General features: G+C 70.2%; 10 protein-coding genes. 8 read left to right on the top strand and 2 right to left on the bottom strand.

Translation table 11 applies throughout. From position 1 onward, the window contains the following. Positions 1-135: 135 nt before the first annotated feature. From RB608_RS16145 to RB608_RS16130, 4 genes are all read left to right on the top strand, one after another. Positions 136-2,436: a sodium-translocating pyrophosphatase gene (locus RB608_RS16145; protein WP_308089060.1), complete on the top strand. Its 2,301-nt coding sequence runs from the start codon at positions 136-138 to the stop codon at positions 2,434-2,436. Between the two features lie 185 nt (positions 2,437-2,621). Then, the gene (locus RB608_RS16140) at positions 2,622-4,025 is read left to right on the top strand and encodes a hypothetical protein (RefSeq protein ID WP_308089059.1); all 1,404 of its coding nucleotides are present in this window, start codon (positions 2,622-2,624) and stop codon (positions 4,023-4,025) included. A gap of 77 nt (positions 4,026-4,102) precedes the next feature. Further along, positions 4,103-4,738, top strand: coding sequence for a DUF6338 family protein (locus RB608_RS16135; RefSeq protein ID WP_308089058.1), 636 nt, complete (start codon positions 4,103-4,105; stop codon positions 4,736-4,738). Between the two features lie 368 nt (positions 4,739-5,106). Next, complete coding sequence (locus tag RB608_RS16130; protein WP_308089057.1) at positions 5,107-6,480, top strand: Ig-like domain-containing protein; 1,374 nt, start codon at positions 5,107-5,109, stop codon at positions 6,478-6,480. A gap of 94 nt (positions 6,481-6,574) precedes the next feature. On the opposite strand, the gene RB608_RS16125 is transcribed toward RB608_RS16130, so the two are convergent. After that, positions 6,575-7,045 carry a hypothetical protein gene (locus tag RB608_RS16125; protein WP_308089056.1) on the bottom strand — a complete coding sequence of 157 codons (471 nt, stop codon included), beginning with the start codon at positions 7,043-7,045 and terminating at the stop codon, positions 6,575-6,577. A 1,215-nt stretch (positions 7,046-8,260) separates the two neighbouring features. Next, on the bottom strand, positions 8,261-8,626 hold the full coding sequence (locus RB608_RS16120; protein WP_308089055.1) for a YciI family protein: 366 nt from the start codon (positions 8,624-8,626) through the stop codon (positions 8,261-8,263). A 140-nt stretch (positions 8,627-8,766) separates the two neighbouring features. Between RB608_RS16120 and RB608_RS16115 the strand changes: the two genes are divergently transcribed. The 4 genes from RB608_RS16115 to RB608_RS16100 all read left to right on the top strand — a co-directional run bounded on the left by RB608_RS16115 (position 8,767) and on the right by RB608_RS16100 (position 13,215). Next, positions 8,767-9,264 carry a DUF6069 family protein gene (locus RB608_RS16115; RefSeq protein WP_308089054.1) on the top strand — a complete coding sequence of 166 codons (498 nt, stop codon included), beginning with the start codon at positions 8,767-8,769 and terminating at the stop codon, positions 9,262-9,264. Positions 9,265-9,335: 71 nt separating this feature from the next. Beyond that, the gene (locus RB608_RS16110) at positions 9,336-10,568 is read left to right on the top strand and encodes an NHL repeat-containing protein (RefSeq protein ID WP_308089053.1); all 1,233 of its coding nucleotides are present in this window, start codon (positions 9,336-9,338) and stop codon (positions 10,566-10,568) included. 34 nt (positions 10,569-10,602) lie between these two features. Then, a complete protein-coding gene (locus RB608_RS16105) occupies positions 10,603-12,096 on the top strand; it encodes a class I SAM-dependent methyltransferase (protein WP_308089052.1) in 1,494 nt (497 codons plus the stop codon). 24 nt (positions 12,097-12,120) lie between these two features. Then, positions 12,121-13,215, top strand: coding sequence for a DUF2510 domain-containing protein (locus RB608_RS16100; protein ID WP_282402401.1), 1,095 nt, complete (start codon positions 12,121-12,123; stop codon positions 13,213-13,215). Positions 13,216-13,292 lie beyond the last annotated feature (77 nt).

The raw sequence follows: 13,292 nt of genomic DNA, 5'->3' as shown, positions 1-13,292 counted from the left end.
GCGCTCGCGCCATCCCAAGCTGTGACTCCGGTCACAACCTTCATGTGTTCTACGCCACAGTCTGCGTAGACTCCGGGCACGATCTCAGACCTGGCCCCCGTGGCCGACCCTGAAACCCCCGCAGGAGGCAGTCGTATGCCCCGTCCGTTCGTCGTCGATGTCGAAGTCACCGGGGGCGATCTCGCCCTCGTGGCGATCGTGGCCGTGATCGCTCTCGGCTCCCTGGCCATGGCCGCGCTGTTCAGATCGGAGGTGCTGCGCGCAGGCGAGGGCACCCCCAACATGCAGCGCATCGCCCAGGCCGTGCAGGAGGGGGCGAACGCCTACCTCACCCGGCAGTTCAGGACGCTGACGATCTTCGCGGCCATCGCGTTCGTCGTCCTCCTGGCGCTGCCGGCGCACACCGCCGACGGCGCGGACGGTCTCCAGTCGGAGTGGGCGGTCCGGATCTTCCGCTCCGTCTTCTTCCTCGTCGGCGCCGGGTTCTCCGGTGCGGTCGGCTACCTCGGCATGTCGCTCGCCGTCCGCGCCAACCTGCGCGTGGCGGCCGCCGCCAACGAGCAGGGCCGCGACCCCGCGATGAACATCGGCTTCCGCACCGGCGCCTTCGTCGGCATGTTCACCGTCGGCCTGGGCCTGCTGGGCGCCAGCGTCGTCGTGATCGTCTTCCAGAGCGCGGCGCCCAACGTGCTGGAGGGCTTCGGCTTCGGCGCCGCCCTCCTCGCGATGTTCATGCGCGTCGGTGGCGGCATCTTCACCAAGGCCGCCGACGTCGGCGCCGACCTGGTCGGCAAGGTCGAGCAGAACATCCCCGAGGACGACCCGCGCAACGCGGCGACGATCGCCGACAACGTGGGCGACAACGTCGGTGACTGCGCCGGCATGGCCGCCGACCTCTTCGAGTCGTACGCCGTCACCCTGGTCGCCGCGCTGATCCTCGGCTCGCAGGCCTTCGGCGACAAGGGCCTGGTCTTCCCGCTCATCGTCCCCGCGATCGGTGCCCTGTCGGCCATCGCCGGCGTCTACCTCACCAAGCCGCGGGCCGGTGAGAGCGGCCTGAAGACGATCAACCGGGCGTTCTACCTCTCCGCCGCGGTCGGCGCGGTGGCCAGCGCGATCGCCGCGTTCGTCTACCTCCCCGGCGAGTGGAGTGAGCTCGGCTCCGGGGCCACCGCCGACCTGTCCCCGCCGGTGTTCGCCGCCGGTGCCGTCGTGATCGGCATCGTGCTCGCCGCCGCGATCCTGGCCCTGACCGGCTACTTCACCGGCACCGAGCACCGCCCGGTCAAGGACGTCGCCAAGACCTCGCTGACCGGCCACGCGACGGTCATCCTGTCCGGACTCTCGGTCGGCTTCGAGTCCGCGGTCTACACCGCGATGGTGATCGGTGCCGCGGTGTTCGGCGCCGCGCTCCTCGCGGGTGGCTCGACCGGTCTCGCGCTGTTCGCCGTCGCCCTGGCGGGCTGCGGCCTGCTCACCACGGTCGGCGTCATCGTCGCGATGGACACCTTCGGCCCGGTCTCCGACAACGCCCAGGGCATCGCCGAGATGTCCGGCGACGTCAGCGAGGAGGGCGCGCAGATCCTCACCGAGCTCGACGCCGTCGGCAACACGACCAAGGCGATCACCAAGGGCATCGCCATCGCGACAGCCGTCCTGGCGGCGAGTGCCCTGTTCGCGTCGTACACGCAGAGCGCGTATGCCGAGGTCGGCGACATCCTGGACCAGGACTTCCTGGTCTACGACGCCAAGCTGATCGTGGGGGCCCTCCTCGGCGCCTGCGCGGTGTTCCTGTTCTCTGGCCTGGCGATCAACGCGGTGGGCCGGGCGGCGGGCGCTGTCGTGATGGAGGTGCGCCGCCAGTTCCGCGACATCCCCGGGATCATGGAGGGCACTGCCCGCCCGGAGTACGGCCGGGTCGTCGACATCGTCACCCGCGACTCGCTGCGTGAGCTCGCCACACCGGGCATCCTGGCGATCCTGGCCCCGGTGGCCGTCGGCTTCGGACTCGGCGTCGGGCCGCTCGCCGGCTTCCTGGTCGGTGCCATCGCCACCGGCACGCTGATGGCGGTGTTCCTCGCCAACGCCGGCGGTGCCTGGGACAACGCGAAGAAGCTGGTCGAGGACGGACACCACGGAGGCAAGGGCTCGGAGGCGCACGCGGCCACCGTCACCGGTGACACGGTGGGAGACCCGTTCAAGGACACCGCCGGCCCGTCGATCAACCCGTTGCTCAAGGTGATGAACCTGGTCTCGCTGCTGATCGTCGGCGCCGTCGTCAGCCTCACCTACGGAGAGAACGAGAACGACTTCCTCCGGATCCTGATCGCCGTCGTTGCGGCGGCCGGCATCTTCGCCGCGGTCTACATCTCCAAGCAGCGCGTCTCCACGATCGGCGACGACGCTCCGGAGCCGGCGGCCGTCGAGTCCGCCTGAGGACGCGCCGCCTCCTGGCCGCGCCGGCGGCGACCCTCGTGGTCGTCGCCGGCGCGGTCGTTCGTCGTCTCCGCCGGGAGGCGGAGGGCCGAGGGTTTGGTCGTACCCCGGCCGGGTAGGTGGGCGGCCCGATCTGTCTTCTCGGGGCGCGCCAAGGGTCGTGCCCTTCCCTGAAGGAGCGCGCGATGACGATGCGACGTGCCCGGCTGCGCCGGGCGATGACGGCGGGGATCCTCGTCCTTCCGGCCCTCTCGATCACCGGTCTGGGTGTGCCGGGAGCGGCCGCCGACGCCACCAGCCCTCCGGCGCCACGCCAAGCTGCGAAGGCCGGTGGCTTCCAGGTCTTCCCGGTGCCGACCAGCGCGGCCGGACTGCGCCGGATCACCACCGCCCCCAACGGTGACATGTGGTTCGTCGAGCGCGACAAGAACAAGGTCGGCCGGATCACGCTCGCGGGTGCGATCACCGAGTACAGCCTCCCGGCGCAGACCACGGGAGGCAGCCTGGTCAAGGATCTGGACGTGGACGCCGCCGGGAACGTCTGGGTGGTCTCGGACAGCGGGTGGAAGGTGGTCCGATTCCCCTCGAGCAATCCGGCCGCGCAGGATTGGGTGACGTACCCCGAGCCCTATGGCGAAGAGGTCCGCGTCGGCCCCGACGGGGTCTGGGTGACCATGTCGTTCGACGAGGACGGCATCGCCAAGATCGTGGGCAACAGCAGCAACTGGGATGCGAACGCACCCGAATGCGACGGCGCGCTCGGTCGCGGTCGCGACGGCCTGATGTGGTGCCAGGACGGCGACAAGCTGGTCCAGGTGAACGCGGCGGGCAACGGTGGTGTCGCCTACCCGCTGCCGGCGAACGCCACCTACCCCTACTCGGTCGCGACCGGTCCGTCCGGGAAGATCTGGTTCGGCCGCTCGTCGTCCGGCACCTGGTTCACCTCACCGGGTGACGGAAATGTCGGCTGGGTCGGCGACAACAACCAGGTCGGCACCATCCGCACCGGCGACCGCACCGCTCCGCGCAGCCTGGTGACCGGGGCCGACGGCAACGTCTGGTTCACCAGCGTCGGTGCCGCGAAGGGCATCGGGCACGTCAACGCCGCGGGCGTCGGCGCGGTCGTGCAGGTCGGCAACTACGAGCCCACGTCCGTGACGTACGGCGCCGACGGCGCGATCTGGTTCACCGACGAGACCAACAACTCGATCGTCCGAGTGCCGCGCGAGAACCTCTGGGTGACCAACGTGAACGTCGGCGCCAACTCGCAACTCGTCCCGCACGCGCAGCCGCCGGTGAGTGCCAAGAAGAAGCTCAAGGCGGACAAGAAGCGCAAGAAGGCGAAGCTCGCGGTCAACTGCGGCGGCGGGCTGATGGCGTGCTCGGGCACTGTCGTCGTCAAAGCCGGCAAGAAGAAGCTGGCGACCGGCGGCTACGCCGTGGGGGTCAACAGCACCGGCAAGGTGAGCGTGAAGCTGACGAAGGCCGCCCGCAAACTCCTCCAGCGCACCAGGACGGTGAAGGTCACGGTGGTGCTCACGGCGACGACCGGCGCGACGACTACCAAGAAGGCCAAGCTGATCCGCTGACCGAGGCCGCGCAACCGGGGTCGGACGGGACTGGCGACCCTGGCGTTGATGTCGGACCTACTGCATAGCGTCAGCGCATGCCCACGTCGTTCGAGGCAGCCGCCGTGCTCCTGGTCGCCCTGATCCCGGGCGCCCTGTACATCTGGTCGTTCGAGCGGATGGCCGGGCGTTGGGGGATCGGGCTGAGCGACCGCATCTTCCGGTTCGTCGGCGCCTCCGCGATCATCCATGGGGCGCTCGCCCCTGCTTCCTACTGGCTGGGGACGACCAAGTGGCCGTCAATCGCGTCGGGTGACTCCAACCCGCTGTGTCTCTGGTTCGTCACCGCAGTCTACGTCGCGGCGCCCTTGCTGATCGGCACCCTGGTCGGGGTGGGGACTCGCAGCGGATCCGAGTGGCCACGCTGGATCACCGGCCCAGACCCCGCACCCCGGGCGTGGGACTACCTGTTCCAGGGGGAGCGGGATGGCTGGGTTCGCATCAAACTGAAGACTGGTGCCTGGATAGGTGGCGCCTATGCGACCTACGGCGAGATGAAGTCCTATTCGGCTGGGTACCCCGAGCAGCAGGACATCTTCCTGGCCCGAAGCGCTGACCTCGACCCCGCGACCGGGGAGTTCCGCTTCGAACCGGACGGCACCGTTCGACTCGGCGCTGGCGGTCTGCTCGTACGCTGGGAGGAGATCGAGTACCTTGAGTACATCGACGCGTGAGGAGGAACCCATGGCCACCGGGATCAGGAAGACCGTTCGGCACACCATGGACCTCGAGAAGCGCGGCGGCTACGGCTCCTCTTCCAAACAGGTCAGCAAGTTGGCCACCCCGCCGCGTGGACCGGCTCCGGGAGCGTCCAAGGGCAGCAAGCCCTCGGGACAGAAGTAGCGCGTCACCGCTCGGCAGGACTGACCACACGCCACCGGCGTCCCCCGCCGGAGATCGCGGGTGATCGCACGAAACGCCGTAGGGGGAGGTCGGCCCTGTCGACGGCAGGTCGGTGACAACCGATGCCCACAGCCTCGGGCCCCAACATTGGGGTCCGACCCTGACGCGGCACCCGGCCCGCTGCTGGCCGAATGACAGCGTGACCAGAAGCCTGCGCTACCTCGCCGTCCTCGTCGCCCTCCTTCTCGGGACCGGCCTCCTCCGGCCTCCGCCCGCGGCCGCCGACGAGCCGGGCGGCTGGTACGACGGCGGCATCGGCTACACCCAGGTGATCAACTGCTTCGGCCTGATCCAGGGGACGCCGTACACGGAGGCCGGGATCGGGGCCTACGCCGGCTACTGGGCGGACCCGGACAGCGGCGTACCCGCGGTCGGTCAGACGTTCTGGATCCACTACGCGGTCTACGGCATGGGCAACCCGTGCGCGGGCGGCACCTATTTCCACCCCACCATCTCCCTGCCGGCCGGCGTCACCTTCGACACCTCGCAGCAGATCCGGTGCGGGTACGACGGCAGCGGCGGCGCCGCGCCGCAGGGCAACTGCCCGGGTTGGGGCAACCTGCAGGGCGGCGCCTACTACAACGACCGCGACGCGGGACTGTGGGGCGTCGCCCAGGGACACCACTGGGAGTTCCAGTTCCCGGTGAAGGCCAGCCAGCCGCTGTCGGGCGCGAACCTGAGCATCGGCGTCAAGACCATCGACGGCAACAACGACGCGACGGTCGGCCTGCAGGCGCCGATCTACGTCTTCGGGGCCGGAGGCAGCGGCCAGCCCGGCGCGCCGCACCAGGTCCTCTACGACACCCCGTCGACGGTGAACACCGCGACCGACCCCGACGGCGGGGTCACGCAGTACGGCTTCGTCTCCTACTTCCAGGCGATCACCAACAACCAGCCCGGCTCGATCGGCGTCGACCTCAGCACGAACGGCAGCACCGTGCAGTGGACGAAGTCCCTGCCCTACGGGGGCGGCGACCCGGCGGTCTACCTGTGGACCGACTGGAACGAGGCCGAGTTCCCGCTCCTCATGCCCGGGACGACGTACTACTGGCGCGGCAGGTTCACCCCGACCGGTGGTTCGACGACGTACGGCGCCTGGCAGTCCTTCACCCGTGCGGCGGCCGGGTCCGGCGGCGGTGCCGCGACCGGCACCGGCCCGCTGGGCAGCACCGGCGGCGGCCTGCCCGGCGGACTCTCCGGCAGCAGCTCCCTCGGCGGTGCGCTCACCGCGATCAAGGCCGGCGCGACCGTCACCGCGAAGGCCAAGGGCAAGCTGCGGGCCGGGCGCAAGGGGAAGCTGCGGGTCAGCGTGTCCTCGGCCCGCGGCGCGACGGGCACGGTCACCGTCACCGCGAAGGGGAGGGTCGTCGGCACCGGCGTCCTCGCCGGCGGCACGGTCGTCGTGAAGCTCAAGAAGCTCAAGGCCGGCAAGCACAAGCTGGTGGTGGGCTATGGCGGGGACGCCGCCGTCAATGCCGCCAGCGTTCAGGTCAAGGTCAAGGTGCGCCGCTAACGGCGGGCCGCCGGGCCGAGCCGGCGATCCTTGATGGAGATCGCCGGCTCGGCCACCCCGCATAGCTCCTGTGCGACTGCGCTCCTCGGTTTGCTCAATCCGTCGCTGCAGCGACCAGTTCGCCGAAGGTGTAGTCGGGCCAGGCGTCGAGCGGTTTGGTTCCCTGGTCGAACACCACGGTCTGTGGATGGAAGCCGTCAAGGAGCAGCGCGTCGTCAGGAGCGACGCGAGGGTCCTTCTCGACCGTTGTCGACGGGTTGGCGAGCGCGAGGTCAGGGTCCATGGCTCCTGCCATCACCAGAACCTCGAGGCCGTTCGGAATCGAACGTCGAAGCTCCTCGATGGAGGGATTGGGGTCGCTTCCCATCACGGTGCCGTCGGCAGTGACCGCGTTGACGCCACGCGGCATCGACACATAGATCATGTCGTTCGCACTGGCACCCTTCAGCTCTCGGAGTTCCCGGGTCACTCTGACCGTGATGACCACAGAGTTGTCTCGTGTCCAGCCGCCGTCTGTCTTGGACAGGAGTGTCCGTCCTTCGCGTACTTCGTGCACCTCGCCCACGTAGGCAGCCCCTCGGTCTTCGACGAGCTTGTCGGGGGAGGGGTAGACGACGTAGTTGAGTCCCTCGCGAAGTCTGCTCAGAACGCTCGATGCACCTTCAGTAGGGGCCGTAGGTGCTTCCTGCGGTCCAGATGCGAATCGTCTCTCAGCCGCAGGGGTGGAGGCGCATCCCGCAGTCGTAGCCAGGAGCACGGCCGTCGCCACGGCAATCATCTTCTTTCGCATCGTCGTGCCTTCCTAGCTGAACCATGCATTGATATGAGCGATGTGGTGAGGTCCGTATGACCGTGTCCACAAGGAACCGTCATCGGCCAGACCGCTGATCATGCAGCTGTTCGTCGCCCACGTTCCGTCGGGGTTCACCAGCCAACTCTCGTAGTGGGATGCCCCGAGGGTGTGGCCTACCTCATGACAGAGAGTGTGTCGCGCTTCCCGTTTCGGGTGCGCGGACAGTCGTTCAATCTCAGCCCAGTAGACACGCACATCGCGAACGTCACAGTCCGTGCTACCTACGACCCGTGCGGCGCATGGCGCGTATCCGATCACGCCGGGCGAGATGGGGCGCTGTTGGAATCGAACATCGGTGCGTGCTCGACAGGGTGCGTGCTGCACCGTCGTGACGGCGGTCTGGGCGTCCACGTTCGCCATCGTCGACAGCGCGCGAGTGTGTACGTCGGTGTTCATCGGGTGGGCACCGTCGAAGCAGTAGCTGTGTTGCCCACGATCCGGTCCCCCGTCGACCGGATAGGGGTCGGCGACTGCTGGTGTTGGACCCAGTGAAGCCCATGCGAAACCGGTTGCGAGGATCGCGAGGACGGCGGTTCGGACGCGCCTTTCTCGTGGCGGGCGGTCTTTCGTCAGAAACAAGGTGAATTCGCTCCTCATTCGGCTTTGGTGAAGGTTGCGAACTCTTATCGTCGTCAATGAGTGAAGAGGGCTTGGTGGCTGCGAACTGTGCGGAGAATTCCGCCACACAGGTTGTTATAGGCGTGACAAGTCCTGGCTGTTGACCTGCATCGTGGCGCGGCCAGTGGAGCATGACGAGGTAAGGCGCCCAGTTCGTGAGGCTGCTCGGTCCTTCCATCTGCAGTTGGCGTCGTCGGTGGCGAAGCCAACGCACTCAGACCGATGTGCGCCCATCTGGTCGTGAGCCACGCCGACGACACCGTGGTACAGGCGGCCAACGCGACGACCCTCGCACGCCGGCAGTTGGACTCAGGCGAGACCGTCGAAGGGACGGACCTCGACCTTGCCCCGGCACGCCTTGGACGCGTCGGCGGCGAGGCGCTGCGCGGTGTCGAGGTCGGGGACCTCGATCACCCAGAAGCCGCCGATGGCCTCCTTCGTCTCGAGATAGGGGCCGTCGGTCACCACCGGCGCCTCGCCCTGCCCGTCGACCACGGTCGCGGTCGTGGCGGGCGCGAGGCCTCCGGCGAAGACCCAATAGCCGTCCGCCTTGAGCCGCTCGTTGAAGGCCCCGGTGTCGGCGAACGACTGCTCCATCTCCTCCTTCGACCCGTAGCCGTAGAACTCGTCGGTCAGCTCGGTGGGCCCGTGCACGGACATCAGGTAGTTCGTCATGTCGTCTCCTCGATCAGGGCGGTCCCGATGACCGCCTCCTGCCTCTCCACGAACGGCACCACACGGATGCGACAGCCCGCCAGGGTGGGATCGCGACCAGTTTTTCCGCGGCGGACCGTCGTACCGGGTGGAAGGCGTTCGTGGAGAACGCAGAGGGGCCGCCACCGGGCGGCGCCACCGACCACCAGGAGAAGCTCATGTCCACCACCACCGACCTCGCCGTTCCCTCCCTGGCCGCGTCCGTCCGGCCGACGGTCTGGCGGCACGGGCTCGCCGCGGCGACCGTCGCCTCGGTCGTCACCACCACGCTCGCCGCCGTCGCCTCGGCCGCGGGAGTCTCGTTCGCCGACGGCTCGGGCGTCAGCCTCCCCGTCCTGGCCTTCACCCAGCTGACCTTCGTCTTCTCGATGCTCGGCGTCGTCCTGGCTGCGGTCCTCGCCCGTCGGGCGCGTCGCCCGCGCTCGACGTTCGTCCGCACCACCGTCGCCCTCACCGTGCTGTCGGTCGTGCCGGACGCGACCTTCGGCTTCGACGTCGCCTCGGCACTCATCCTGATGGCGCTGCACGCCGTCGCCGCCGCGATCGTGATCCCGGTGCTGGCACGTCGGCTCGTACGCAACGCAGCGACGCCTGGGTGAGCTCAGGTTTCGTCCCGGCGGGAGGCGGGCACGGTGCCGCGACAACCGGTATCGCGTGTGAGGTGGGTTCGATGGTGTCGCAGTCCTCGACGGTGGTGGTGTCGGCCACCCGGTCCGGAGGTCGTCGGGCGCGGCGGCGCTCCGCCTTCGCGGCGACGGTGGGGGCGGTCGTGGCGCTCGTCGTCGGCTTGCTCGCCTCGGCGCCGCCCGCGGACGCGGGCTCGGCTGGCTACGTCCGTGCCGGCACCACCTGGGACGCGGTGAGCGACGCTGACGTGGCCGCCGCCCCAGACGGCACCCTGTGGTCGGTCTACGGCTCGACCCTCGATCACCTCGCTGCCAACGGAGGACTGTTGAGCAGCACCACCCTCGACGGGGTCGCTGCGGCCAAGGGGGTTGCCGTCGGCCCGGACGGCACGGTGTACGTCACCGACTCGACGACAGGCAGCCCATCGGTGGTGGCGCTCTCGCCGAGCGGCGCCCAGATCCACACCTACACCCTCTCCGATGAGGGGGTCGCGCTCGGCGTGGCCACAGCCCCGACGGGCGAGGTGCTGGTGACCAATGCCAGCGCCGATCGGGTCGAGGTCTTCTCGGCCTCCGGCACGTGGCTGCGCAGCATCGGCTCCTCCGGTGCCGGGCCCGGCCAGCTGGACCGGCCCGACGACGTGGTCGTGGGCGCGGACGGGACCGTCTTCGTCTCCGACTCCGGGAACAGCCGGATCCAGCGGTTCAACCTGGCCACCGGCGCCGACCTCGGTGGATTCGGCGGGCCGGGTCTCAATCCGGGGCAGCTCGACACGCCCTACGCCGTCGACCTCACTCCCGAAGGCAATGTGCTGGTGTTCGACAGGCGCGCCCTCTCCGAGTTCACCGCCGCCGGCGCCTTCGTGTCACGCACCGAGCACGGCCTCACCTTGGCGTCCGACGACCAGGGCATGTCCGTCGACGCGTCCGGGGCGGTCTACGCCACCCGCTCGTTCGGCGTGGACAAGTTCGTCCCGGCCATCGCCGGTGCCGCAGCCGGGGTGAAGTCGCCCAAGAAGGGCGTGAAGGTCGCCAAGAAGAAGGTCCGGCTCACCGTCGCGTGCCTCAGCGCCACCCCCTGCTCCGGCACCCTGACCATGGCGGTGAAGGGCAAGCAGATCGCCAAGCCCGCGCCCTACGCGGTGCCGGCGGGCGGCAAGGCGAAGGTCAAGGTCAAGCTGACCAAGAAGGGCCTCAAGGTGATCCGCAAGAAGGCGGTCACCAAGACGGTCGTGACCGTGACCGGCGGTGTCACGAAGGTCAAGATCCGCCGCTGACCGCGGCACGGGGGCTACCTCTACCGTTGTCCCCGTGCTGCCGACCTCCCTCGCCGCCCCGCTGCGCGACGCCCTGCTCGCCGCCGACTTCACCTACGACGCGGTCAGCGAGCTGCTCGGACCGGAGGCCCACCAGGCGCTGTCCCGCAACGAGACGACACCGGGGCGTCGTCGTACGACGGACGGGAGCCCGCTGGCGACCCTGATCCGGCTCTTCCTCCTGCAGACCGCGGTCTCGGTGGCCGACGCCGAGCGGGCGCTGCCGGGCCTGGTCGATCCGCTCGCCAACGCCGGCGCCCTGGCGCGGAGCGTGGGGGAGGTCGCGGCGCGACTCGACGTGCGCCCCTACGGGTCGGAGGAGGGCGACCTGTGGGTCGTCAGCGACCTGACCCCCGGTCTCGACGGCATCGCCACCGCGGTGACCGGCGACTACGTGCTCGGGATCAGCCCCGCGTCGTCGAGCCTGGCCCAGCTGACGCTGCGCCACGACGTCGGCACGGCGCTCGACCTCGGCACCGGCTGCGGCGTCCAGGCGCTGCACCTGGCCACCCACAGCGACCGCGTGGTCGCCACCGACGTCAACCAGCGGGCGCTGGCGATCGCGCGCTTCAACGCGGCCCTCAATGACGTCGACGACAAGGTCGACGTCCGGGACGGCTCGTTCTTCGCGCCCGTGGCGGGGGAGCGGTTCGACCTGATCGCCACCAACCCGCCGTTCGTGATCTCCCCGGCCACCGGCGAGCGGCTCGTCTACCGGGACTCCGGCCTGCCCGGCGACCAGGTCGTCGAGCACATCGTCCGCACCGCCCCCGACCACCTCACGGACGGCGGCTGGTGCCAGGTCCTCGCCAACTGGGTGATCGACCGCGAGCGGCCGTGGGACGAGCGGCTCGCGGCCTGGTTGCCCGACGAGTGCGACGCCCTCGTCGTCCAGCGCGAGGTGCTCGACCCGGCGTCGTACGTCGAGCTGTGGCTCAAGGACTCCGGCCACCACCCCGCGACCGGCGGCGACCCGGCGGCCTACGCGCAGCGCTACGACACCTGGCTGTCCTGGCTGGAGCGGCAGGGCGTCGGCGGGATCGGCTTCGGCTGGATCAACCTGCGGCGCCGGGAGGGCGCCGCGCCCGGTGCGCTGGCCCGCGACCTCCTCGAGTGGCCCTACGACGTCGAGCAGCCGATCGCGCCGGCGATCGCTGCCTGGGCCGACTCCGCGCGGGCCGCGCGCGCCCTGGACGCCGACACCCGGCTGGTGCTCCGCGAGGACGTCCTCCAGGAGACCAGCGGTCCGGTGGGCGCCGAGGACCCGGCGACCATCGTGCTGCGCCAGCAGCGCGGCTTCCGCCGGGCGCGCCAGGTCGACACGGTGGTGGCGGCGGTCGCCGGGGCCTGCGACGGCGACCTGCCCGTCGGTCCGCTGGTCGACGCCGTCGGGCAGCTGCTCGACCGCGACCCGGCCAGCCTGCGCGAGGTCTACCTCCCCGAGCTCGCCGAGCTGGTCGCCGAGGGCTTCCTGGGGCCCGCGGGCTGACCGCGGAGCTCTAGGCTGGTCTCCGTGACGAACGCAGGCTGGTACCCCGACCCCGCGGGCGCGCCCGACACCTACCGCTACTGGGACGGTCAGGCGTGGAGCCAGATGACGACCACGCAGCCGTCCGGCGGAGCCCGGCCCGACGGCGCGGCCGCGACTCCGCCCCCGGCGGAGCCCACCGTGGCGCCGCCCGCGCCGTACGGCGCCGTGCCGGCCTCGCCGCCGCCCCCACCGCCGCCCAGCCCCTACGGCGACCAGGGCGGCTACGGCGGCTACGGAGGCCAGGTCGGCGGGGGCTACGGCCAGCAGTGGAGCCCCACGCCCACGCCGGGCGGGGGCGGGTCGGGCAACAAGACCGTCCTGATCGTGATCGCCGCCGTGGTGGCGCTGGTGCTGCTCGGCGTGGGCGGCTTCTTCGGCATCCGTGCGCTCGTGGGGGACGACGAGGACAAGAAGGCCGACGACGACAGCTCGCAGACCGACGAGTCCGAGCCGACCGAGGGCACCGACGGCACCGAGGAGTCCGACGAGCCCGACCCGAGCGACGGGTCGTCGAGCACCGTCCGGCCGACCGGCATCCAGTGCACGGGCGGCGCGCCGGCCCCGTCGGCCACGCTCGACCCCGCGGCCACCGAGCTCACCGGCGGCCGGCTGACGATCCCGCGCCAGCCGGACCACGCCCTCGTCGGGGGCGACCAGGTGGAGCTCAACTTCGCCAACGGGCTCGTGCTGCAGTACGCCAACGTCGACGAGAGCTGGGTCACCCTCACCGGCGTCGGCGGGCTCGCGAAGGCCAACGGCTTCGACGACATCGCCACCGCGGCCGAGGTCGTCATGCAGTGCCTGACCGGGAACGACAAGGTCTACCGGGGCTTCACGGGCCGCACGGACCTCACCAACGAGGAGATCAGCGTCGACGGCAAGCCGGCGTACCGGATCACCGCCGAGGTCCGGGTCACCGACCCCGAGGTCACGGTGGAGGGCGATGTCACCGACGTGATCGTCGTCGACACGGGCGATCCCAGCGAGTTCGGCATCTACATCGGCATGGCCGCGATCGGCGACGACGCCCTGATCAGCGCCAACGAGGCGGTCATCGACCAGATCAAGGTCGGCTGACCACCCCGCCGGGACGGGCGGGGGCGCTCGCGGCTCGGACCCGCTGTAACACGTCGTTCGCGGATCTACTCGCCAGA

Source organism: Nocardioides sp. LHD-245 (assembly GCF_030929495.1).
Lineage (GTDB): Bacteria > Actinomycetota > Actinomycetes > Propionibacteriales > Nocardioidaceae > Nocardioides.
The sequence above is the reverse complement of the archived record's forward strand: the minus strand, read 5'-3'. Positions and strand labels throughout refer to the sequence as shown.